This is a genomic window from Sphingomonas palmae, assembly GCF_900109565.1.
GTDB lineage: Bacteria > Pseudomonadota > Alphaproteobacteria > Sphingomonadales > Sphingomonadaceae > Sphingomonas > Sphingomonas palmae.
This window is the reverse complement of the sequence record NZ_FNZZ01000002.1, coordinates 427,175-450,265: the sequence shown is the minus strand read 5'-3', so window position 1 is coordinate 450,265 and position 23,091 is coordinate 427,175. Positions and strand designations below refer to the sequence as shown.

20 protein-coding genes are annotated in these 23,091 nt (G+C 67.9%); 14 read left to right on the top strand and 6 right to left on the bottom strand.

The annotated features are described in order from the left end of the window. The first annotated feature begins 57 nt into the window (after nucleotides 1-57). Both dapF and BMW51_RS06655 read left to right on the top strand, forming a co-directional pair. The gene (gene dapF, locus BMW51_RS06660; RefSeq protein WP_093004615.1) at nucleotides 58-1,011 is read left to right on the top strand and encodes a diaminopimelate epimerase; all 954 of its coding nucleotides are present in this window, start codon (nucleotides 58-60) and stop codon (nucleotides 1,009-1,011) included. A gap of 188 nt (nucleotides 1,012-1,199) precedes the next feature. Beyond that, the gene (locus BMW51_RS06655; protein ID WP_425440977.1) at nucleotides 1,200-3,290 is read left to right on the top strand and encodes a S9 family peptidase; all 2,091 of its coding nucleotides are present in this window, start codon (nucleotides 1,200-1,202) and stop codon (nucleotides 3,288-3,290) included. A gap of 13 nt (nucleotides 3,291-3,303) precedes the next feature. On the opposite strand, the gene ligD is transcribed toward BMW51_RS06655, so the two are convergent. Together ligD and ku are read right to left on the bottom strand one after the other, a co-directional pair. Then, nucleotides 3,304-5,718: a DNA ligase D gene (gene ligD, locus BMW51_RS06650; protein WP_093005123.1), complete on the bottom strand. Its 2,415-nt coding sequence runs from the start codon at nucleotides 5,716-5,718 to the stop codon at nucleotides 3,304-3,306. A 7-nt stretch (nucleotides 5,719-5,725) separates the two neighbouring features. Next, nucleotides 5,726-6,622: a non-homologous end joining protein Ku gene (gene ku, locus BMW51_RS06645; protein ID WP_093004612.1), complete on the bottom strand. Its 897-nt coding sequence runs from the start codon at nucleotides 6,620-6,622 to the stop codon at nucleotides 5,726-5,728. Between the two features lie 112 nt (nucleotides 6,623-6,734). Between ku and pdxH the strand changes: the two genes are divergently transcribed. The 4 genes from pdxH to BMW51_RS06625 are packed head-to-tail and all read left to right on the top strand — an operon-like array spanning nucleotide 6,735 to nucleotide 9,612. Then, nucleotides 6,735-7,313, top strand: a complete 579-nt coding sequence (pdxH, locus tag BMW51_RS06640) for a pyridoxamine 5'-phosphate oxidase (RefSeq protein ID WP_093004609.1) — start codon at nucleotides 6,735-6,737, stop codon at nucleotides 7,311-7,313. Continuing rightward, complete coding sequence (locus tag BMW51_RS06635) at nucleotides 7,310-8,257, top strand: cation diffusion facilitator family transporter (protein WP_093004606.1); 948 nt, start codon at nucleotides 7,310-7,312, stop codon at nucleotides 8,255-8,257. The genes pdxH and BMW51_RS06635 overlap by 4 nt, the downstream gene beginning before the upstream one ends. A gap of 41 nt (nucleotides 8,258-8,298) precedes the next feature. After that, nucleotides 8,299-9,102 carry a PhzF family phenazine biosynthesis protein gene (locus BMW51_RS06630; RefSeq protein WP_093004603.1) on the top strand — a complete coding sequence of 268 codons (804 nt, stop codon included), beginning with the start codon at nucleotides 8,299-8,301 and terminating at the stop codon, nucleotides 9,100-9,102. 12 nt (nucleotides 9,103-9,114) lie between these two features. Next, a complete protein-coding gene (locus BMW51_RS06625) occupies nucleotides 9,115-9,612 on the top strand; it encodes a hypothetical protein (protein ID WP_093004599.1) in 498 nt (165 codons plus the stop codon). A 99-nt stretch (nucleotides 9,613-9,711) separates the two neighbouring features. On the opposite strand, the gene BMW51_RS06620 is transcribed toward BMW51_RS06625, so the two are convergent. Together BMW51_RS06620 and BMW51_RS06615 are read right to left on the bottom strand one after the other, a co-directional pair. After that, nucleotides 9,712-11,859, bottom strand: coding sequence for a S9 family peptidase (locus BMW51_RS06620; protein ID WP_245708310.1), 2,148 nt, complete (start codon nucleotides 11,857-11,859; stop codon nucleotides 9,712-9,714). A gap of 70 nt (nucleotides 11,860-11,929) precedes the next feature. Then, nucleotides 11,930-12,820, bottom strand: a complete 891-nt coding sequence (locus BMW51_RS06615) for a prephenate dehydratase (RefSeq protein WP_093004596.1) — start codon at nucleotides 12,818-12,820, stop codon at nucleotides 11,930-11,932. Between the two features lie 105 nt (nucleotides 12,821-12,925). On the opposite strand from BMW51_RS06615, the gene BMW51_RS06610 reads away from it, so the two are divergent. Continuing rightward, nucleotides 12,926-13,630 (top strand): c-type cytochrome, encoded by a 705-nt coding sequence (locus BMW51_RS06610; protein WP_093004592.1) that lies wholly within the window; start codon nucleotides 12,926-12,928, stop codon nucleotides 13,628-13,630. A gap of 11 nt (nucleotides 13,631-13,641) precedes the next feature. Next, nucleotides 13,642-14,352, top strand: coding sequence for a hypothetical protein (locus tag BMW51_RS06605; RefSeq protein WP_093004589.1), 711 nt, complete (start codon nucleotides 13,642-13,644; stop codon nucleotides 14,350-14,352). A 61-nt stretch (nucleotides 14,353-14,413) separates the two neighbouring features. Here the strand turns inward: BMW51_RS06605 and BMW51_RS06600 are convergent, their stop codons facing one another. Both BMW51_RS06600 and BMW51_RS06595 read right to left on the bottom strand, forming a co-directional pair. Next, the gene (locus BMW51_RS06600; protein WP_093004586.1) at nucleotides 14,414-15,301 is read right to left on the bottom strand and encodes an LOG family protein; all 888 of its coding nucleotides are present in this window, start codon (nucleotides 15,299-15,301) and stop codon (nucleotides 14,414-14,416) included. A 41-nt stretch (nucleotides 15,302-15,342) separates the two neighbouring features. Next, nucleotides 15,343-16,002, bottom strand: coding sequence for an extensin family protein (locus BMW51_RS06595; RefSeq protein WP_177171587.1), 660 nt, complete (start codon nucleotides 16,000-16,002; stop codon nucleotides 15,343-15,345). Nucleotides 16,003-16,299: 297 nt separating this feature from the next. Between BMW51_RS06595 and BMW51_RS06590 the strand changes: the two genes are divergently transcribed. The 6 genes from BMW51_RS06590 (at nucleotide 16,300) to BMW51_RS06565 (ending at nucleotide 23,037) form a co-directional block, all read left to right on the top strand. After that, a complete protein-coding gene (locus BMW51_RS06590) occupies nucleotides 16,300-17,463 on the top strand; it encodes a phosphoserine transaminase (RefSeq protein ID WP_093004584.1) in 1,164 nt (387 codons plus the stop codon). Nucleotides 17,464-17,607: 144 nt separating this feature from the next. Further along, nucleotides 17,608-19,185, top strand: a complete 1,578-nt coding sequence (gene serA / locus BMW51_RS06585; protein ID WP_093004582.1) for a phosphoglycerate dehydrogenase — start codon at nucleotides 17,608-17,610, stop codon at nucleotides 19,183-19,185. A 34-nt stretch (nucleotides 19,186-19,219) separates the two neighbouring features. Next, a complete protein-coding gene (locus tag BMW51_RS06580) occupies nucleotides 19,220-19,681 on the top strand; it encodes an endonuclease domain-containing protein (RefSeq protein ID WP_425440973.1) in 462 nt (153 codons plus the stop codon). Continuing rightward, the gene (locus BMW51_RS06575) at nucleotides 19,678-20,781 is read left to right on the top strand and encodes an ATP phosphoribosyltransferase regulatory subunit (RefSeq protein ID WP_093004580.1); all 1,104 of its coding nucleotides are present in this window, start codon (nucleotides 19,678-19,680) and stop codon (nucleotides 20,779-20,781) included. The genes BMW51_RS06580 and BMW51_RS06575 overlap by 4 nt, the downstream gene beginning before the upstream one ends. 62 nt (nucleotides 20,782-20,843) lie before the next feature. Then, on the top strand, nucleotides 20,844-21,479 hold the full coding sequence (locus tag BMW51_RS06570) for an energy transducer TonB (protein ID WP_093004577.1): 636 nt from the start codon (nucleotides 20,844-20,846) through the stop codon (nucleotides 21,477-21,479). A gap of 268 nt (nucleotides 21,480-21,747) precedes the next feature. Then, on the top strand, nucleotides 21,748-23,037 hold the full coding sequence (locus tag BMW51_RS06565) for an adenylosuccinate synthase (RefSeq protein WP_093004575.1): 1,290 nt from the start codon (nucleotides 21,748-21,750) through the stop codon (nucleotides 23,035-23,037). The last annotated feature ends 54 nt before the right edge of the window (nucleotides 23,038-23,091 follow it).

Here is a 23,091-nt window from a genome sequence, read left to right as displayed (position 1 = left end):
CGCGTCGATAGGAGTGGCCATGTTGACCGATCAATACGCCAGCGGAACCGCGCGCTGATGCTGGTGCGCTTCACCAAATGCCACGGTTCGGGCAACGACTTCCCGCTAGTCGACGCGCGCGACTGGACGCTGTCGGACGCTGAGTGGGCCAGCCTCGCGCGCGTGCTCGCCGCGCGCAACGGGCCGGTCGGCGGCGACGGCATCCTGGCGCTGGTGGCGGGCGACGACGCGGCAGCGTTCGGCATGCGGATGTTCAACAGCGACGGATCGGAGGCGGAGACGTGCCTGAACGGCCTGCGCTGCGTCGCGCGCGCCGGGTTCGCGGCGGCCGGCGTCGAGACCGCCACCGCGCGACTGAAGACCGCGCATGCGCAGGTCGAGCATGTCGGCGATCTCTCGCCCGGTGTGTACACGGTCGCCGAAACTGCGGGACCGGCTTCGCTCGCGACGGCGGACTGGCCGATCATCGGCGCCCCTGAACGGTTGATCGACGCGGTCGTGCCCGGATTGCCGAGCCGGCGCGCCTTCACCGCGGTCGCGATCCCCAACCCGCATTTCATCACCTTCGTCGAGGCAATTGACGAGGCCGAGCTGGTCGCGGTCGGTCAGGCGTGCGAGGCGGCACCCGATTGGCTGCCCAACCGCGCCAACGTCTCGTTCGTTGAGCGTCGCGCCGACGATACGCTGTTCGTCCGCACCTTCGAGCGCGGCGTCGGCCTGACCAACAGCTGCGGCAGCGCGATGGCGGCATCGACCTACGCTGCGTGCCTGACCGGGCGTGTCGAGTTCGGGCGCGAGATCATCGTGCTCAACCGCGGCGGCATGGTGCGCGCGCGCGCCGAGGTCGATGCGATGGTGACGCTCCACGGCAATGCGACATGGGAATGGGACGGCGAGGTTGAGGTCGATCTCGCCGTCGAGCGCGCGGGCGAGGTGACGGTGCTGCACCGTTACGAGCATGAGGTAGCGGCGTGGCGGACGGTGGCGGAGCAGGCGCACGCCAGCGACTGATCGTCGCTCATTTTTTCGGGCGCGACGGGGCTGCGCAGCAAGTACCGGCGGTGTCCTCCCCACTGTTTGTATCCACTGCGCTCGCGCTGACGCTGTTGCAGCAAGCGGCAGGCTTCGTGCCCCTTGCGCGCGGCCGCGGATCGGGCATGTTCGCGCCCTCTCGACCACGGAGCCCGCCCTTGCGCACGATCCTCCTCGCTCTCGCGACCACCACGTTCGCCGCGCTCGCCCCTGCCGCCGCGCAGGACCGTCCCGTTCCCGCTGCCGACGCCGCCAACCGCGCCTTCACCGGCAACGACCTGTTCGGGTTGCAGATGGCGAGCGATCCGCAGATCAGCCCCGACGGGCGCACGATCGTCTACGTCCGCCGCTCGGGCGACGTGATGACCGACCGGATGCGATCGTCGCTGTGGCTGGTCGACATCGGCACCGGCAAACAGACGCCCTTCGCCGCCAGCGGCTCGTCGCCGCGCTGGTCGCCCGACGGCACGCGGATCGCCTATGCCGCGAGCGATGGCGACAACAGCCAGCTGTTCGTCCGCTGGCTGTCGAACGACGCCAGCGCGCGCATTACCTCGCTGCCGGGCGATCCGGGTGCACTCGCCTGGTCGCCCGACGGCCGCCGGCTCGCCTTCACCGCGACCGTCATGGGTGACGGCGCGAAGCTCGGCCGCGCGCCCGACAAGCCCGAAGGCGCGAAATGGGCCGAGCCGCTGCAGGTGATCGACCGGATCACCTACCGTGCCGACGGGCCCGGCTACATCAAGCCCGGCCGCGACCACGTCTTCGTCGTGGCGGCGGACGGCGGCGCGGCGCGGCAGCTGACCTTCGGCGGCTACGACGATGCGGGGCCGCTATCGTGGAGCGCGGACGGATCGCGCATCCTGTTCTCAGGCATCCGCGGCAAGGACGCCGACCGCCGCGTGATGGACAGCAACCTTTACGCGGTCGACGCCAACACGGGCACGCTGATGCAGCTGACCACCCGCGACGGGCCAGATGCGTCGCCGCGCTTCTCCCCCGACGGCTCGCGTGTCGCGTGGCTCGGCTTCGACGACCACCGCCGCGCGTACGAGAACAGCGAGCTCTACGTCGGCGATCGCAGCGCCGCGGGCGCGCGGTCGCTGACCCGCGCGCTAGACCGCTCGATCGAGGACGTGCAATGGGCGGGCAACACGCTCTACGCGTCCTATGACGATCACGGGCTGCGCAAGATAGCGCGCGTCGGTGACAATGGCGGCGTGACCGTGCTCGCCGACAATCTGAAGGGCGGCGGGCTCGATCGGCCCTACACCGGCGGCGACTTCTCGGTGTCGCGGGGCGGGGTGGTCGCCTACACCGGCGGTGACGGCAGCGCGCCCGCCGATATCTGGGTCGTGTCTAGCGGCAAGCCCAGGCGGCTGACCGACCTGAACGCGACGATGCTCGAGGCAAAGGCACTGGCGCCGATCCGCAAGCTCGCGGTCACCGCACCCGACGGCCGCGCGATCGATGCGTGGATCGCGACTCCACCGGGCTGGCGACCGGGCACGCGCGTGCCGCTGATCCTCGAAATTCATGGCGGCCCGCAATCGGCCTACAGCCCCAGCTTCGCGACCGACATGCAGCTCTACGCCGCCGACGGCTACGCCGTGCTGTGGACCAACCCGCGCGGCTCGACCAGCTACGGCGCCGAATTCGCCAATCTGATCGACAAGAACTACCCCAGCGCCGACTATGACGACCTGATGGCCGCGGTCGACGCCGCGATCGCCGACGGCACCGCCGACCCGAACAACCTGTTCGTCACCGGCGGGTCGGGCGGCGGCGTCTTGACCGCATGGATCGTCGGCAAGAACAACCGCTTCAAGGCGGCGGCGACGCAGAAACCGGTGATTAACTGGATCAGCGAGGCGCTGACGATGGACGCGACGCTGTTCACCTCGCGCTACTGGTTCAACAAGCTGCCGTGGGAGGACCCGATGGATTATTGGCGGCACTCGCCCTTGAGCCTGGTCGGCAACGTCAAAACGCCGACGCTGGTCGTCGTCGGCAGCGAGGATTACCGCACGCCCGTCTCGGAGGCGGAGCAATATTACGCTGCGCTGCAAATCCGCGGCGTGCCGACCGCGCTGGTCAAGGTGCCGGGGGCCAGCCACGGTGGCTTCACCGCGCGGCCGAGCCAGTCGGCGGCGAAGGCGTCGGCGATCCTCGCGTGGTTCGACCGCTACCGCGGGACGGGTACGCCGGGGCAGGCAGCGGTAGCGGCGCCGCCGGTCCCTGCCACGTCAACGCGCTGAACCGCGCCCGGCCTCACAGGTCGGGCAGCACCTGATCGGCGATGCCCCAGCCCGACATTGCCGGCGCGTTCGCGCGCGCGATCAGCGCGTCCGCGTCGCCGACATGCCAGTTCGCCGCACTGTCGAGATCGCGCAGCTCGCTCCACGTCACGGGTGCGGCGACCGGTGCGCCGGCGCGCGCGCGTGCCGAATAAGGCATGATCGCGGTCGATCCGCGTCCGTTGCGTAGATAGTCGATAAAGATGCGACCCTTGCGCTTCGCCTTGCTCATGGTGGCGACGAAGCGATCGGGGTGGCCTTGCGCCAATGCGCGCGCGAACCGCTCGGCGAAGTCGCGTACCGCGGGCCATTCGGCCTGCGGGGTCAGCGGCACGACGACGTGGACGCCCTTGCCGCCCGACAGCAGTGGAAAGCTGGCAAGGCCGATCTCGCCGAGTTGGTCGCGGACGAACTCCGCCGCCTTCTTCGTATCGGCAAAATCGAGGCCCTCGTCGGGATCGAGGTCGAAGATCATCCGGTCGGGCCGCTCGAGCGCGTCGACGCGCGAGCCCCAGCCGTGGAACTCGATCGTTCCCATCTGCACGCAGGTCAGCAGCCCCGCGGCGTCGTCCACCCAGAGGTAATCCTCGCTCGACCCGTCCTTCTCCGCGACCGCGACGCGGTGCACCGCGTCGCCGAACGATCCCGCATCGTGTTTCTGGAAGAAGCACTGCTTCGCGCGCCCTTGTGGGCAGCGCACCAGGCTGATCGGGCGGTGCCCGCTCCACGGCAGCATGATCGCGGCGACGGCGGCGTAATAATCGGCGAGGTCGCCCTTGGTCACCTTCGTGTCGGGATCGATCACGCGGTCGCGGTTGGTAATCTTCACGCTCGGCACTGGCGTAGCGGCGATCGGTTGCGGCTGTTCGAGCACGACGTCGGACGCCGCCTTGTCGCCGCGCAGGCCGAGGAAGCTCGGGTGGCGTAACAGGCCATCGGGCGTCGTCTCGGTGAACGCGATCTCCGCGACCAGATCGGGTCTGACCCAGTGCGCGCCCTTGACCATTGCGCGCGGCGCATCGACCGGCGCGGTCTTGCGTGCGCGGCGGTCGAGCTTCTCGCGCAGGTCGTTCATCAGCGCTTGCGTGAAGCCGGTGCCGACCTTGCCGGCGTAGCGTAGCTGGCCTCCCTCGTGCACACCGAGCAGCAGCGACTTGAACCCGCGCTTCTTGGTCGAGGGCAGCCAGCCGACAATCACGAATTCCTGCCGCCGCGTGCATTTGATCTTGAGCCAGTCGGACGATCGACCACCGCGGTAGGGTGCGTCGGCGCGCTTCGACACCACGCCTTCCAGCCCTTCGGCGCACATTTTCTCCAGCAACCGCTCGCCGCTGCCGACGACGTGCTCGGCATAGTGGAGCCGCGCGTCGTCGCCGATGATCGCCTGCAACCGCGCCTTGCGCGTCGTCGTCGGCAATGCGGTCAGGTCCTCGCCGTCGAGGCTCAGCAGGTCGAACGCGAACATCGTCATGTCGCCGCCCGACGCGATCGCCTCCTTGAGCGTCGAGAAGTCGGGCCGTCCGTCCTTGAACGCGACGATCTCGCCGTCGATCAGCGCGGATTTCACATCGAGTGCCGCTGCGGCATCGGCGATGCCGGGGAACTTGTCGCTCCAGTCGAGCCCGCTGCGGGTAAATACCTTGGCCTCGCCGCCCGCCACCGCGACGAGCGCGCGATAGCCGTCGTATTTGACCTCGTGCAGCCACGCCGATCCGGTCGGCACCGTGTCGACCAGCGTGCAGAGCTGCGGTTCGGTGAAGGCGGGAAGGGCGGCAGGTCTGGCAGCCTTTCGCGCAGGCTTGCGCTTCGGCTTCTTGCCTTCCGCAATCTCCTGCATTGTCAGCCCGGTCGAGACGCTGGTCAGCGCGGTCTCGACCAAAGTGTCGGTGCCACCGGCCTCCGCATCGCCGATCTTACGCAGCAGCCAGTTCTCGCGCTTCTCCTTGGGCCTGGGCTTGAGCCGGATCAGCAGCCACTCGCCGCGCATCCGCTCACCGTCGAGCACGAAATGGAGGTGCCCGGCGTCGAGATCCTTCGCGCTCTTGCCCTTGATCGGCGACCAGGTGCCGCGGTCCCACAGCATCACCGTGCCGCCCCCGTATTCGCCCTTGGGGATCGTGCCCTCGAAGGTGCCATAGTCGAGCGGGTGATCTTCGGTGCGGACGGCGAGCCTTTTCTCGTCGGGGTCGAGGCTCGGCCCGCGCGTCACCGCCCAGCTTTTCAGCACGCCGTCGACCTCGAGGCGAAAGTCCCAGTGCAGCCGCGTCGCATCATGCTTCTGCACCACAAAGCTGTTGCCGTGGCCTTTCGCCAGCGTACCCGCAGGCTCGGCGGTGCGCGTGAAGTCGCGCTTGGCGTTATAGCGGGCGAGGGGGTCGGTGGCGGCCATCATCAGGTCAGGCGCGCTTCTTGGCCGGCGCCGGCTTCTTTGCCGCCGGTTTCTTGGCAGCGGGCTTCTTGGCGGCGGTCTTGGCCGGTGCCTTCTTCGCCGGCTCGCCGCCCGACTTGCCCTCCATCGATTTCTTGAGCGCCGCCATCAGGTCGACGACGTTCGACGCCGATCGCCCGCCCTCATCCTTGTCCTCGATGATCTTCGTGTTCTTCTTGGACTTGCGCTTGCGCTCGATCAACTCCTTCAGCGCATCGACGTAGCGGTTGTGAAATTCCTGCGGATCGAACGCCGCGGTCTTGCGATCGATCAACGCCTCGGCGAGGTCGAGCAGCTCCGCGTCAGGTTTGCTGTCGGGAATGTCACGGAAATACCCCTGCGCCTTGTTGACCTCGTCGGCGTAGCGCAGCGTCTCCAGGATCAGCCCGCGACCGCACGGTTTCAGGCTGACGATATATTCGCGCCCGCGCATCGCGAGTTGCCCGAGCCCGACCTTCTTCGTCCGCCTGAGCGCCTCGCGCAGCACGATGAACGCTTCCTCCGCCAGATCGTCGGCGGGGACGACGAAATACGGCTTCTCGTAATAGAGCACGTCGATCTCGGATTGGTCGACGAATTGCGTTAATTCCAGCGTCTTCTTCGATTCGAGCTTCACCGCGTCGATCTCGTCCTGCTCCAGCAGCACGTACTCGCCCTTCTCGACCTCGAAGCCCTTGATGATCTCCTCGGCGTCGACGGGACCGATGCCCGGCGCGACCTTCTCGTACTTGATCCGCTCGCCCGAGGGTTCGTGGATCTGGTGAAACGCGATCTGCGCGCCCGATTTGGTCGCCGAATAGATCTCGACCGGGATCGAGACGAGCGCGAGCCGTATCTGCCCCTGCCAGTAAGCGCGCGCGGCCATGCCTGAACCCCTCTCGTTGCGTAAGCGATTCAAATCACGGGCGAAGGAGTCGTTCCGCGAGGCCGGTGACGCGGTTGTTCCGCGCTGATCCAGGTTGCGCTATGGGAGGCACATGAGTGACGATCCCTTCGCGCTGTTCAACGCCTGGTTTGCCGAGGCGAGGGCGAGCGAACCCAACGACCCTAACGCGATGGCGCTCGCCACCGCCGACGCCGCCGGTCGCCCGTCGGTGCGCATGGTGCTGCTGAAAGGCCACGGCAGCGACGGCTTCGTGTTCTACACCAACCGCGGCAGCCGCAAGGCGGAGGCGCTGGCCGAGAACATGCAGGCGGGGCTGCTGTTTCATTGGAAGTCGCTGCGCCGACAAATCCGCATCGACGGCCCGGTCAGCTTCGCCAGCGACGCGGAGAGCGACGCGTATTTCGCGACGCGCGGTCGCGATTCGCAACTCGGCGCCTGGGCGTCCGACCAGTCGCGCCCGCTCGACGCGCGCGAAACGTTCGAGGCGCGATTCGAGGAGATGAAGGCCCGCTTCGAGGGGCAGGACGTGCCGCGCCCGCCCAATTGGGGCGGCTACCGCGTGACGCCCGAGCGGATCGAATTCTGGCAGGACCGTGCGCACCGTCTGCACGAACGCCGCCTGTTCACGCGCGCCGGCGATGGCTGGAACGAAGGATTGCTATTCCCATGACCGAGAATGAACGCCGCCGGGTGATCCCGATTGCGATGCGCGCCGCACTGGCGAGCGTCGCGATGGCGACCAGTCTGCTGGTGATAAAGGGCTATGCCGCTTGGCACACCGGCTCGGTCGCGATGCTCGGCTCGCTCGCCGACACCGGGCTCGACCTGCTCGCCAGCCTCGTCACGCTCTACGGCGTGAAGCTCGCTGCCGAGCCCGCCGACCACGATCACCGCTTCGGCCACGGCAAGGCGGAGGCGCTCGCCGCGCTGTTCCAGGTCGTGCTCATTACCGCCTCCGCGATCGGCATCGCGTGGCGCGCGGTGGAGCGTTTCTCCGCGCCGCAGGTCAATGAGGACGCGGGGCTCGGCATCGGCGTGTCGGTGCTGGCGATCGCCGCGACGCTGGTGCTGCTCGGCTACCAGCGCAGCGTGATCCGCAAGACCGGATCGGTCGCGATCCTGGCCGACAACGTCCACTACCAGTCGGACGTGCTCCTGAACGTCGCGGTGATCGCGGCACTGGTGATTGACCAGTATCTGGGCGTGAAGGGTGCCGACCCGGTGTTCGGCATCGCGATCGCCGCCTGGCTCGCCTGGGGCGCGTTCCAGGCATCGAGCCAGGCGATCGACATGCTGATGGACAAGGAATGGTCGGAGGACCAGCGCGACGCCTTCATGGAGGTCGCCGCGCGCCAGCCCGGCATCCGCGGCATCCACGATTTCCGTACCCGCCGCGCCGGCAGCCACGACTTCGCGCAATTCCACATGGAGGTCGACGCCGACCTGACCGTGCGCGAGGCGCACGACATCGTCGAATCGGTCGAAATCGCGCTGCGCCGCAGCTTCCCCAAGGTCGAGACGCTGATCCACCTCGATCCCGAGGGGCACGAGGACACCGACAATCCGCTGGTCGAGGCCGAGGCGACACCGCACTGGTTCGGCAAGCGGCTGTAACCTCGCTGCGCCACTCACCGACTGCTCGCGAGGACAGGTTCATGCGCATTCCCTTCACCCAGGTCGACGCCTTCGCCGAGGAAGCGTTCAAGGGTAATCCGGCTGCGGTGATGCCGTTACCCAAGTGGCTGGACGACAACACGCTGCTCAGCATCGCAGTCGAGAACAACCTGTCGGAAACCGCCTTCCTCGTGCCCGACGCGAGCGGTGAGGCGGATTACGAGCTGCGCTGGTTCACGCCGGGCGCGGAGGTCGCTTTGTGCGGCCACGCGACGCTGGCGAGCGGGCATGTCGTGCTGTCGTCCGATACCGACCGCGCGTCGGTGCGCTTTCGCACGCGCCAGGCCGGCGTGCTCGAGGTCGCGCGCGACGCGCACCGCTACGCGATGGCGCTGCCCGCCTGGGTGCCGCAGGCGAAGCCGCTGCCCGAGATCGTCGCCGGGCTCGAGCTACCGCAAGGCGCGGTGCAGGAGACGCTGTGGCACGACAAGGGCTACGCGCTGGTCGTCGTCGAGAACGAAGCGCAGGTGCGCAACTGCGCGCCCGACATGCGCGCGCTCGCCCCGCTCGGCCCCTTCGTCATCATCGTCGCCGCGCCCGGCGAGACGACCGACATCGTCAGCCGCGTCTTCGTCCCCGCGTTCGACATTGACGAGGACCCGGTGACCGGCTCCGCTCACGCGGTCATGGTGCCCTACTGGGCCCAGCGGCTCGGACGCGACCGGATGAGCGCCTATCAGGCATCGGCGCGCGGCGGGCGGCTCTCATGCCGGTTGGACGGCGACCGCGTGGTGCTCGGCGGCGCATGCGTGACGGTGATCGAGGGCACGTTCCTGCTGCCGTGAGGGCGGCCAACAATGAGGATCGACATGCTGGTCGCTTTTCTTCTCGCCGCTCAGGCGACGGCAGCCTGGAGCCCACCCGCTCAGGCGGCATGGTCGGGCAAAGAACCGCCCGTGAAGGTGCGCATACACGCCGGCACCGCTACCATGCGTGGAAAAGCGCCGATCGCACTCGACCTCACCGCAATAACAAATTCATGCTCGATCTCGCCGTTCCTGCAACCCACGCGCGGCATCGCGTTCGAGGTGACGTCGCAGAATGGAACGCCTGTTGCCCCTGCCGCGCCGATGGTCGGCTCGCCACCGCCGCCCCCGCTAGCCACAGGAGAGTTGGTCGCGTTGACGGCGGCCAAGCCCTATCACGTCGCGACGAACGAGGACGCGCGCAGCATCTTTCCCGGACCCGGCCGCTACCGGGTAAGAGCCCGTATCTTTCTCTTCACCACTCCCGAAGAACCGGTGCGATACGCCCAACTCGGGTCGGACACGATCACGGTGAACGTCACGAACTAGAATGCGCAATCGCCGATGACCCGCGACTTCGCTGTAGCCGGGCCGGTGGGGTAATCGGTTCGCTTCAGACTGGACGATAGCCGGTCGGTTGCTGTCTTATCACGGCGCGACTTTCAACTGCTGCAGCACGAACGCCTGCCACTCGGCTGCCTGGCGGTAGCGTTCGAACCGGCCCGACTTGCCGCCGTGGCCCGCCTCCATATTGACGCGGTAGATCAGCGGGTTCTTGTCGGTCTTCATCTCGCGCAGGCGGGCGACCCACTTGGTCGGCTCGTAATATTGAACCTGGCTGTCCCACAGCCCGGTCGAGACGTACATCGCCGGATACGCCTTCCTCGCGACGTTGTCGTAGGGCGAGTAGCTGAGCATGTAGTCGTAGTAGCGCTTGTCGGCCGGGTTGCCCCACTCGTCATACTCGTTGGTGGTCAGCGGGATCGACGCGTCGAGCATCGTCGTCACGACATCGACGAACGGCACCTGTGCGACCAGCACGGCGTAGTCCTTGGGCGCCAGATTGGCGACGCCGCCCATCAGCAGCCCGCCCGCGCTGCCGCCCATCGCCGCGACGCGGCCGGGCGCGGCATATTTGTTGGCGACGAGGTAGCGCGTCACGTCGACGAAATCGTTGAAGCTGTTCTTCTTGTTGAGCAGATGCCCCTGGTCGTACCAGTCGCGCCCCATCTCCTGCCCGCCGCGGATGTGCGCCACTGCGTAGACGACGCCGCGATCGACCAGCGCCAGATTTCCCGCGCTGAACCCCGGATCGCTCGAGATGCCGTAGCTGCCGTAAGCATATTGGAACAACGGCGCGGTGCCGTCGCGCTTGGTGCCGCGGCGGTACATCAGCGAGACGGGCACGCGCACACCGTCGCGCGCGGTCGCCCAGACACGCTCGGTGACGTAGTTCGCCTTGTCGTAACCCGGCACCGGCTGCACCTTGAGCGTGCGGCGCTCGCCGGTCTTGGCGTTGATCTCGTAGGTGGTCGTGGGCGTCACGAGCGAGGTGTAGCTGTAGCGCACCCACGGCGTGTCGACCTCCTCGTTGACCGACAGCCCCATCGCGTAGGCGGGCTCGTCGGCGGCAACCGGGATCGACTTGCCCGCGTCGGTCAGCAGGCGGACGCCCTTGTTCCCGCCCGCGCGCTGCTCGATCGCGACGAAGCCGGCGAACGGCTTGAAGTCCTCGATGAACGTCGTCGCGCTCGCCGGCACCACGTCGCGCCACGCCGATGTGCCCTTCGCCGCATCGACGTCGGCGACGGTTGCGAGCTTGTAGTTCTTGGCACCGCCTGCGTTGGTGCGGATGATCCAGCGGTTGCCGATATGGTCGGCGTTGTAGCGGAACTCGCGCGCGCGCGGCGCGACGACGGTGAACGCGGCGGGGTTGGCGGCGGGGGCGCAGCGCTGCTCGTCGCTGACGGTGCTCTGCAGGTGGATGCAGATATAGCGGCGGTCGCTCGTCTGGCCGACACCCATGTAGAAGCTGTCGTCCCCCTCCTCGTACACCAGCCGGTCGGCGCTGGCCGGCGTTCCGAGCACGTGCGCCTTGACCCGCTTCGACAGCAGCGTGACCGGGTCCTTCTCGACGTAGAAGATCGTGCGGCCGTCGGCCGACCAGACCAGGCCGCCCTCGACGTTGGCGACGCGGTCGCTGAGCAATTGCCCGGTCGCGATATCCTTCACCTTGAGCACATACTGGCGGCGGCCGACCGTGTCCTCGGCCCAAGCGACGCGGGCATTGTCGGGGCTGACCTGCCAGCCGCCGATCTGGAAGAAATTGTGCCCCTTCGCCATCGCTGGCTGATCGAACAAAACGACCGGCGCAGCGGTGACAATGCCCTTGCGACGGATCACCTGCGGGTAATCGGCACCCGTCGCCCAGGTCGTCTGGTACCAATATCCGTTCTCCCGGTACGGAACGCTGTCGTCGTCCTGTTTGATGTGCGCGACCGTCTCGGCGTAGAGTTTCGCCTCCAGCGGTTTCAGCGGCGCGAGCTGCGCGTCGGCATAGGCGTTCTCGGCGCGTAGATACGCCAGCATGTCGGCGTTCTGCCGCTTGTCGTCGCGCAGCCAGTAATAATCGTCTTCGCGGTTCCCGTTGGCGGAGGTGACCTGATACGGTCGCTTCTCGGCGCGGGGCGGTTGCGCCGTCTGGGCGGAGGCACCGGACGGCAGCGCCAGCCCGGTTCCGAACGCCAGCCCGGTTCCCAGCGCCAGCATCCTCCCGGCGAGCAGCTGCTTCTTCATGATCCCACCCCTCTTCGTATCGTCGCGCACGATACGAGCGCCGCGGGTCAGCGCAAGTAGGAGAAGCGGGTCAGCCGCGGCGGCGCGCCTGCGGATAGGTACCGAGCACGCGCACCCACTTCGAATGAAAACCCAGTTCCTCCATTGCGCGGTCGAACCCCGGCTCGCCCGGCTTGCCTTCCACGTCGCAGAAGAACTCGGTCGCGGCGAAACTGCCGCCGCGCTGGTAACTTTCCAGCTTGGTCATGTTGACGTTGTTGGTCGCGAACCCACCCATCGCCTTGTACAGCGCGGCGGGCACGTTCTTCACCTCGAAGATGAAGGTCGTCATCCACTCGTCCGCGCCGACCGCCGGACGGCTGCCACGCGCCAGCGCCACGAAACGCGTCATGTTGTGCTCCGCGTCGGCGATGTCGACACCGAGCAGGTTCAGGCCATACAGCGCGGCGGCACCCGGCGGCGCGAGCGCGGCGACGCGCGGATCGGCCAATTCGGCGACGATCGCGGCAGCGCCCGCCGTGTCGGGATAGTTGACCGGCTGGATGCCGTGCGCGCGCAACCAGTGGCGGCATTGACCCAGCGCCTGCGGATGGCTCATCGCCTCCGCCACGTCGTCGCGCGTGCCGACCCCCATCAACGCGTGGCGGATGGGCAGGAAGTGCTCGCCCGTGATGACCAGCCCGGATTCGGGCAGCAGGAAGTGGATATCGGCGACGCGGCCGTGGAGCGAGTTCTCGATCGGAATCAGCGCGTGGGCGGCGCGCCCGTCCTTTACCGCGTCGAGCGCGTCCTCGAACGAGAAGCACGGCAGCGGCAGCGCCTCGGGAAAAGCCTCGGCGACCGCGACATGGCTGTTCGCGCCCGGCGCGCCCTGAAACGACACCGCGCGCTCGGGATCGGCGGCGGCGGCGGCGATCATCGCGTCGACGATCGGGCGGGCGGGGGCGGCGTAGTTCTGCATGGTGGCCGCCCGCGGGTAGGGCGCGGGGGCGGGGCGCTCAAGTGCGCTTGCGGTGCTGGCCGTGCTTTTCTATGGGTTGGCCACAATTAGGGGCGGTTCTACGACATGGACGATCGGAACAACACGATTGCGGGCTGGGTGCTGGCGGGCTGCGGTGCGGCGCTGGGGCTCTCGATCGTGGGCGGCATGATCTTCCACGGTGAGCGTCCCGAGAAGATGGGCTACGCGATCGAGGGCGTCGAGGAAGCCGGTGGCGGCGGTGAGGCGAAGGCGGTGCCGATCGCGTCGCTGCTCCCGACCGCGGACCCGGCGAAGGGCGCCGAGGTGTTCAAGAAGTGCGCCGCCTGCCACACGATCAACCAGGGCGGCGCGAACGGCGTCGGCCCCAATCTGTACGGTACGCTGGGTGAGCCGATCGGGCAGGGCAAGGGCGGATTCGCCTTCTCCGACGCGCTCAAGTCGGTCGGCGGCAATTGGGATTTCGAGCGCATGAACGCGTGGCTGACGTCCCCGCGCAAGTTCGCCAACGGCACCAAGATGACCTTCGCCGGCCTGTCGAGCCCCGAGGACCGCGCCAACGTCATCGCGTACCTGAACCAGCAGGGCTCGAACCTGCCGCTGCCCGCCGCCCCGCCGCCGGGTGCGGAAGCCGGTGGCAACGACGCCGCGGTCGCCAACGTGACCGAGGCGGTGAAGGGCAGCACCGCCGATATCGCCAACACCGGCACGCCCGCATCGGGCGCGCCCTCGGTTGATCCGAACGCGGCAAAGGAGCCGGGCCTCGGCATCACCCCGCCGGCCAAGCGCTGAGCCACCGATCGATGCGCCGGCCGTTGATCGCGCGGATCGTCGGCGGCGCGCTGTTGCTGGGGATCGCCTCGGCGGCGATCGTCCCGGTAGCGCAGGCCGATGCGTTGCAGCAGCAACTGCTCGCCGCGATGCGCGCGACGCTGGGTGACGGCTTCGCGTTCCGCCAGACGACCGTGGTCGAACGGACCGGTGCCGAACGAAAGGTGCTGGTCGAGCAGTTCGACCCGCGCCGCGCAGGCGCAGCGCGCTGGTCGCTCGTCTCGGTCGACGGTCACGCACCGAGCGACAAGGATCTGTCGGGCTGGCGCAAGATCAAGCGCGACCACGTGCCGTCCTATGCCGAGAATGCGAAATGGTTCGGCGCGCCGGCCACGCGCACCGACGCGGGCGGGGTGACGACCTACCGCTTCGCGCGATTGCCCGCCGGCACGCTCAAGATCGGGTCGCACGATGCCTCCGCCGACACGCAGGCCGAGGCAATCGTGAACACGCGCGCCGCGGTCCCCTTCGTGGAGCGTGTTCGCTTCAACACGAACAAACCGTTCCGCATGATGCTGGTCGCGTCGGTGCAGAGCCTCTCCGCCGACGCGCGCTACACCGCGCTGGCGGGTGGCTTGGTCGTGCCCGCGTCGGTATCGAGCCGCACCGCGGGATCGCTGATGGGCAAGTCGGGCACGCTATCGACGCAAACCACGTTCGATCAGGTCCGCCCGGCTCGCTAGCATTGATCAAACGAGCGACCTGCCGCCGCTTCGAGCGAGCGGCAGGTCACGCGAGCGCGCGTCAGCGCGGCGGCTGCGGCGTCTTTTCCTGCCGCTCGCGGTAGAAGTCCTGCACCACTGCCCAGCCCTCGGCCGCGCTCTCGACGTAGCGGAAGATGCCCAGATCGCGTTCGGACACCACGCCCTCCTCGACTAGCGCGTCGAAATTGACGACCCGCTCCCAGAATTCGCGTCCGAACAGCAGCACCGGCATCGGCTCGATCTTGCCGGTCTGGATCAGCGTCAGCAGCTCGAACAGTTCGTCGAACGTGCCGAACCCGCCCGGGAAGGCCGCCAGCGCGCGCGCGTGGAGCAGGAAGTGCATCTTGCGCAGCGCGAAATAGTGGAACTGTGTCGACAAGGACGGCGTCACGTACGGGTTGGGCGCCTGTTCGTGCGGCAGGACGATGTTCAATCCGATCGATTCGGCGTGCACGTCGGTCGCACCGCGGTTAGCGGCTTCCATGATCGACGGACCGCCGCCCGAGCAGACGACGAAGTGGCGCTTGCCCGCCTCGTCACGCGGGAAGTTGGAGCACAGCTGCGCCAGCTCGCGCGCCATGTCGTAATATTTCGACTTGGCGACCAGGCTCTCGGCAATGCGGCGGCTGTTCTCGTCGGTCGCGAGATCGAGCAGCGCCTGCGCCTTGGCAGGCTCGGGAATGCGTGCCGAGCCGTAGAAGACGAAGGTCGAGCCGATATGTGCTTCCTCCAGGATCAGCTGTGTCTTCAGGAGTTCGAGCTGAAAACGGACCGGGCGCAAATCCTCGCGCACGAGGAAGTCCATATCCTGGAACGCCAGCTTGTACGCCGGGCTCTCGGTCTGCGGAGTGGAGATGCTCTGACGGGCAGCGTCGGCATCCTGCTTGGCGCGCGGGAAGACGCGGCTTGGTACGCGGGTTTCTGTCATTCGCAGGCGATAAGCCGCGCGCGTGACGGCTGCAAGACGCGCTAGCGGCAGAAGCTGGTGCGATCGTCCTCCAAATGCAGGTGATCGTGATGCGCGGCATTGTAGTCGGGCGACAAGACGGTCCCGAAGCGCCGACACGCGCTGGTGTGGATCGTCTGCAGGAACCGGCGCACGTCGGCGTCGGGCGAGTTCCAGTCGTGCTGGATGCTGACGCGGCGCCCGTCCTTCAACTCGAAGGTCGCGACGTCAATCGCGTTGGCGATCGCGTGCCCCGACCGGCGCGCCGGACCTCGCGTGCCGACGGTGTTGCGGCAGGCGTAGCTGCCCATGCTGACGATGCGCGACAGTTCGGAGCCAAGAATCTGGTACGCCGCCGGCGCGACGCCGTTGCGCGCCCAGGCCGCGAACGCGCGCGCCTCGCCGCAGCGGACCGCGCCCAGGTTCGCGGTCGGCACGCCGATGTCGAGCAGCTTGACCGTGCCGGTCAGTCCGCAGCCCGGTCCGGTCTGGCGGTCGGGCAGCGGCTGAAAATCGACGCCCATCGCGCGCAGGTCGGCGAAGCAGCGCTGCGTCTCGCGCACGCTCGGCGCCTCGGTGATGCGCGGCGCGGTCGCGGGGCGCTCGGTACGCCCGCAGGCGGCGAGCGCGAGCAGCAGCGAGACGGCCGCGAACGTCTGTCTGCGAAACTTTGAGTTTCGCATTGGCGTGGCGCAGGCGGCACCTGCGTGCCGGATCTCGGCCATCATTCTTCCGCTACGCACGCTACCTACACTCCGCTCGAACGAGTGGCGTAGGCGGTACTTTCCTGCCGCCGCGTTAACGATGTTGCGCGCTGCGGCAGGGCGGTATCCGTGGCGGACGGAGCGTGCGCGCGCCTCGGGTCTGCGCGGAGCAACCCGTGCGCTCGGCGGTTGACGCCCGCCGCCATTTGCTGCAGCGCGGTCGACGGGCCACGCGGTCCCAACGCCGCGCGTGCTCTCTGTGAGGAGAGTTATACATTGACTGACCAGACTTTCGCCGACGCCACAACTGCGCCGAAAACCGATGGCGCGAAGCCCGCCACCAAGCCGGCACGCCCGCATTTCTCGTCGGGTCCATGCGCCAAGCCGCCGGGCTACGATCCCGCCAAGCTCGCCACCGACGTGCTCGGCCGCTCGCACCGCTCGAAGCTCGGCAAGCAGCGGCTGCAATATTGCATCGACCTGATGCGTGAGCTGCTCCGCCTGCCTGACACGCACCGGATCGGTATCGTCCCGGGCTCCGACACCGGCGCGTACGAAATGGCGATGTGGACGATGCTGGGCGCACGCCCCGTCACCGCGCTCGCGTGGGAGAGTTTCGGTGAGGGCTGGGTGACCGACGCGGTCAAGCAGCTCAAGATCGATCCCACCGTGATTCGCGCCGACTATGGCCAACTGCCCGATCTCGCCCGGGTCGACTGGTCGAACGACGTGCTGTTCACCTGGAACGGCACGACCAGCGGCGTGCGCGTGCCGAACGGCGACTGGATCGCGGATGACCGCGAGGGGCTGTCGTTCGCCGACGCGACCAGCGGCGTGTTCGCCTACGACCTGCCGTGGGACAAGATCGACGTCGCGACGTTCAGCTGGCAGAAGGTGCTTGGCGGCGAGGGAGCGCACGGCGTGCTGATCCTCGGGCCGCGCGCGGTTGAGCGGCTGGAAAGCTATACCCCGGCTTGGCCGCTGCCCAAGGTGTTTCGCCTGGTGAGCAAGGGCAAATTGTCTGAGGGCGTCTTCAAGGGCGAGACGATCAACACGCCGTCGATGCTCGCGGTCGAAGACGCGATCTGGGCCTTGGAATGGGCGAAGTCGCTCGGCGCAGGCGGGCTGATCGCGCGGTCCGACGCCAACGCCGCCGCGCTCGACCGGATCGTCGCCGACCGCGACTGGCTCGGGCATCTTGCGGAGGACGAGGCCTCGCGCTCGAAGACCAGCGTCTGCCTGACGGTCGCCGGCGCGGACGAAAGCCTCATCAAGAAGATGGCCTCGCTGCTGGAGATGGAAGGCGCCGCGTACGATATCGCGGGCTACCGCGACGCTCCTCCGGGCCTGCGCATCTGGTGCGGCGCGACGGTCAATACCGCCGACATCGAGGCGCTCGGGCCGTGGCTCGACTGGGCCTACGCGAGCGCCAAGGCGTGATTTTTTAAAGCCCTCTCCCCTGTGGGGAGAGGGTTGGGTGAGGGGCCGTCCGAGACGCTGCTCTCGGTGAGACACGCGCCTTTCACCCCGACCCTCTCCCCGGCGGGGAGAGGGAGTTACTCACTCCCACACCGGAGCTTTCCCATGCCCAAGGTACTGATTTCCGACAAAATGGACCCGCGCGCGGCGCAGATCTTCCGTGAGCGCGGCGTCGAGGTCGATGAGATCACCGGCAAGACGCCGGACGAGTTGAAGGCGATCATCGGCGACTACGACGGGCTCGCGATCCGCTCCTCGACCAAGGTCACCGCCGACATTCTCGAGCACGCGACCAATCTGAAGGTCGTCGGTCGGGCCGGCATCGGCGTCGATAACGTCGACATTCCCGCAGCATCGGCGAAGGGCGTAGTCGTGATGAACACGCCGTTCGGCAATTCGATCACCACCGCCGAGCACGCCATCGCGCTGATGTTCGCACTCGCGCGCCAGCTGCCGGAGGCGGATGCGTCGACGCAGGCCGGCAAGTGGGAGAAGAACCGCTTCATGGGGGTCGAGCTGACCTCCAAGACGCTGGGGCTGATCGGCGCGGGCAATATCGGCTCGATCGTCGCCGATCGCGCGCGCGGGTTGAAAATGAAGGTCGTTGCGTTTGACCCGTTCCTCACCCCCGAGCGGGCGGTCGAGATCGGCGTCGAGAAGTTGACGCTCGACGAGCTGCTCGCCCGCGCCGATTTCATCACGCTCCACACGCCGCTGACCGACCAGACGCGCAACATCCTGTCGGCCGAGAACATCGCCAAGACGAAAAAGGGCGTCCGGATCATCAACTGCGCGCGCGGCGGGCTGATCGACGAAGCGGCATTGAAGGACGCACTCGACTCGGGCCACGTCGCGGGCGCCGCGCTCGACGTGTTCGTCGAGGAGCCGGCCAAGGCGTCGCCGCTGTTCGGCACGCCCAATTTCGTCTCCACCCCGCATCTGGGCGCCTCGACCACCGAGGCGCAGGTCAATGTCGCGATCCAGGTCGCCGAGCAGATGGCCGATTACCTCGTCTCGGGCGGCGTCACCAACGCGCTCAACATGCCGAGCCTGTCGGCGGAGGAAGCGCCCAAGTTGAAGCCGTACATGGCGCTGGCCGAGAAGCTCGGCAGCCTCGTCGGACAGCTGTCGACCGGCGCGATCGATCGTATCTCCGTCCACACCGAAGGTGCCGCGGCCGAACTCAACCAGAAGCCGATCACGAGCGCAGTGCTCGCCGGCTTCCTGCGCACACAGACCGCGACCGTCAACATGGTCAACGCGCCCTTGCTCGCGCGCGACCGCGGCATGGAAGTGCGCGAGATCAGGAGCGAGCGCGAGGGCGACTATCACACGCTGGTCCGCGTCTCAGTCCGCACCGCGGACGGAGAGCGCTCGGTCGTGGGCACCTTGTTCGGCGACGCGGCACCGCGGCTGGTCGAGCTGTTCGGGATCAAGGTCGAGGCCGATCTGGCGGGCCCGATGCTCTACGTCGTCAACGAGGACGCGCCCGGTTTCATTGGGCGGCTCGGCACGCTGCTGGGTGAGGCGGGCGTCAACATCGGCACCTTCCATCTCGGCCGGCGTCAGGCGGGCGGCGAGGCGGTGCTGCTGCTCTCGGTCGACGAGCGCGTCGACGGCGATCTCCTCGCGCGCGTCAAGGCGCTGCCGGGCGTCAGGACCGCAATGGGGCTGACGTTCTGATGACCAGAAGCCCTCTCCCCTTTAGGGAGAGGGTATGGGAGAGGGGAGCGACGTGTTTAACGGCGAAACGCTGCGGCGAGCGAAGGCGATGCGGTCCGAGATGATCCAGCCAGAGCGCGAGTTGTGGACCGCGCTTCGAGCTCACCGCTTCAACGGCGTAAAGTTCAGCCGCCAAGTTCCGGTCGGCCCCTTCATCCTCGAATTCGCTGCGCGCGCACGCAAACTCGCGATCGAGGTTGACGGCGACACCCACGCCGGCAACGAGGCACGCGACGAGCGACGGACGGCGTGGCTCGCAGAACAGGGCTACCATGTGATCCGGTTCAACAACGCGGACGTGATGCACCATCTGGAAGGTGTGCTGTTGGTTATCGAGGAAGCGTACCGTGCCGCCCCTCTCCCGACCAGCGTCGGGTTCACCTTGCCCCGCAAGGTGAAGGTCGTGCTGGGAGCACGACCGACCCGACGCTCTGCTGAGGGAAGAGGGTTTAAGTGACCGCGCTCCTTCCCGAGGGTCTGCGCGATCGCCTCCCGCCCCACGCCGACGCCGCCGCCGCGGTCGAGGCGCGTCTGCTCGCCGCCGTTCGCCTGCACGGCTACGAACGCGTCGACCCGCCGCTGGCCGAATATGCCGAGAGCCTGTCGACGCGCTTGAAGGCGGGTGGCCTGACCGACGCCGTTCGCTTCGTCGATCCGGTGTCGCAACGCACGCTCGCGGTCCGGCCCGATCTGACCGCGCAGGTCGCGCGGATCGCGGCGACGCGGATGGCGCACCATCCGCGCCCGGTGCGGATGAGCTACGCCGGCTCGATCCTGAAACTGCGCGGCGGACAACTCTCGCCTGCGCGCGAGCTGCGCCAGATCGGGGCCGAGCTGATCGGACTCGACTCGGTCGCCGCCGCGCGAGAGGTCGTGATGGTCGCAGTGGAGGCGCTGGAGGCCGCGGGCGTTTCGGGCGTGTCGATCGACTTTACGCTGCCCGACCTGGTCGACGCGCTCGCGGCGGGCCCGATGCCGGTCGCTGCCGATCACCTCGAGCAACTACGCGACCGCTTGGACGCGAAGGATGCCGGCAGCGTCGCGCAGATCGCGCCCGCCTATCTGCCGCTGGTCGAGGCCGCCGGGCCGTTCGATCAGGCGCTCGCGCGGCTGCGCGCGCTCGACACTTCGGGCGTGCTGGCCTCGCGGCTCGACGGTCTGGCGGAGATCGCGCGCGCGGTCGACGGCCGCGTCGCGCTGACGCTCGACCCGACCGAGCGGCACGGGTTCGAATATCAGACCTGGCTCGGTTTTTCGCTGTTCGCGCGCGGCGCCGGCGCGGAGATCGGCCGCGGCGGCACCTACACGATCGTCCACGAAGGCGGCGCGGAAGAAGCGGCGACAGGCTTCTCGCTCTACGGCGACCGACTGGCGAGTGAACCCGCACCCGAGCGCCGCCGACTGTTCCTGCCGCTCGGCACGGCGCCCGAGGAGGGCGCAGCGATGCGCGCCGCGGGCTGGGTTACCGTCGCCGCGCTGGAGGCGAGCGACACGCCGCAAGCGCAATTGTGCACGCACGTCTGGTCGGCGGGCGAGGTCAGGATGCTGCACGACTAAGAACCTCAAGCAAACGTTGCCATGCCTAAACCGATGCGCAATCAACGCGGCGGAGGTAACCGATGGGCAGTTTGATGTTGGTGGCGCTTGCCGGCGCGGCAGTGACTTACTCGGGACCAACACCGATCGGCGATCCGCTAACGTGGATATCATGGGCGGACTATCCTTCGGCCGCGCTGAACGCGGCCAAGGAGGGACGAACGGAGATCGAGATATCGGTTGATCCGACCGGGCACGCGGCTCGCTGTCGCACCGTGACCAGCTCGGGGGTCACTATACTCGATCAGATGGCATGCGCCGCCTTCGCACGTCGAGGCAAGTGGGAGCCAACGCTCGATATGGCAGGCAAGCCGATCTTCGCGATATATCGCCAACGTGTGAGCTGGCGATTGGGTAATGGCCAGCGTGAGGCGGCCATTACCCCGCCCGACATGGAGGTAGAGGTCGCCAAGCTGCCGGTGCCAGCGGCCGACGCGAAAGTCGTCGTTCGCCAGATCCAGCGCTCGGACGGCAGCCAGGAAACCTGCGATGTCGTGAAGCCGAGCCCCTCGGCGGCGCTCAATCGCGCGGCTTACACAGTCGGCGCGCAGCTGACCGCCACCGAGCCGATCGGCGATGCGGCTGGCCAATTGGTGCGCGGCGCACGCTGGCGTACGATCGAGTTCGTCGAGAAAGGCGCCACACCTCCTTCCAAGTAGCAGGGCGAGCCTATGTCGCTGTCCTACATGCACGACTGGTGACAGGCAGCGGGCATGCAATTCCATTCTCGCGCCCGGCCAATAGGTCTCGCCTCTCCGTCGCCTCGCGCGCGCACATGCGTAGGGGTGTGACTTTAGTGACCTTCCACCCGGTTGACCCGCCGCGCCCGCGCGGCTACCCGCGCCGCGGACAATTCGGAACCGTTCGCGCGCCGAGCCCTGTCGAAGGGCGCGCGAACCGCACGCGGCAGGCGGAGTTCTGTATCTCATGGCGAATGTAGCGGTGGTCGGCGCCCAGTGGGGCGACGAAGGCAAGGGCAAGGTGGTCGATTGGCTTGCCGAGCGCGCCGACGTGGTCGTCCGTTTCCAAGGCGGGCACAATGCCGGTCACACCTTGGTGGTGGGCGAGAACGTCTACAAGCTGTCGCTGCTGCCCTCTGGTATCGTGCGCGGTACGCCGTCGGTGATCGGCAACGGCGTGGTGCTCGATCCCTGGGCGCTGCGTGACGAGGTACAGAGGCTGGGCGAGCAGGGCGTCGTCGCCACCCCCGACACGCTCAGGATCGCGGACACCTGCGCGCTGATCCTGCCGTTTCACCGCGATCTCGACGCGCTTCGCGAGGATGCGAGCGGGGCGGGGAAGATCGGCACCACGCGTCGCGGCATCGGTCCGGCGTATGAGGACAAGGTCGGCCGGCGGGCGCTGCGCGTTTGCGACCTCGCGCATCTGGATGATCTCGGCCCCCAGCTCGACCGCCTGTGCGCGCACCACGACGCGCTGCGTGCAGGCTTCGGTGAGGCGCCGATCGACCGCGAGCGCCTGCTCGCCGACCTGCGCGAGATCGCCGATTTCGTGCTCTCGTTCGCAAAGCCGGTGTGGCGCGACCTGAACGAAGCGCGGACCGCCGGTCGCCGCATCCTCTTCGAGGGCGCGCAGGGCGTGCTGCTCGACGTCGATCACGGCACCTACCCTTACGTCACCTCGTCGAATACGATCGCGGGCACTGCGGCCGGCGGGTCGGGGCTGGGGCCGGCAGCGGTCGGCTTCGTGCTTGGCATCGCCAAGGCGTACACGACGCGGGTCGGATCGGGGCCGTTCCCGACCGAGCTCGACGACGCGACCGGAGAGCGGCTCGGCACGCGTGGGCGCGAGTTCGGCACGGTGACGGGGCGCAAGCGTCGTTGCGGCTGGTTCGACGCGGTGCTGGTGCGCCAGTCGGCGGCGGTCAGCGGCATCACCGGCATTGCGCTCACCAAGCTCGACGTGCTCGACGGGTTCGAGACGATCAGCATCTGCACCAGCTACCGCCTGCGCGGGCAAGAGCTCGACTATTACCCCGCGCATGCCAAGGATCAGGCGGAGGTCGAGCCGGTCTACGAGGTGATGGACGGCTGGTCTGGGTCGACCGCGGGTGCGCGCAGCTGGGCCGATCTGCCGGCGCAGGCGATCAAGTACATCCGCCGCGTCGAGGAGCTGATCCGCTGCCCGGTCGCGCTCGTCTCGACCAGTCCGGAGCGCGAGGACACCATCCTGGTCCGCGATCCCTTCGCCGACTGACCATAAATGAAAAGGCCCGGGGATGAACCCGGGCCTGTTCTGATTACGTCGAGC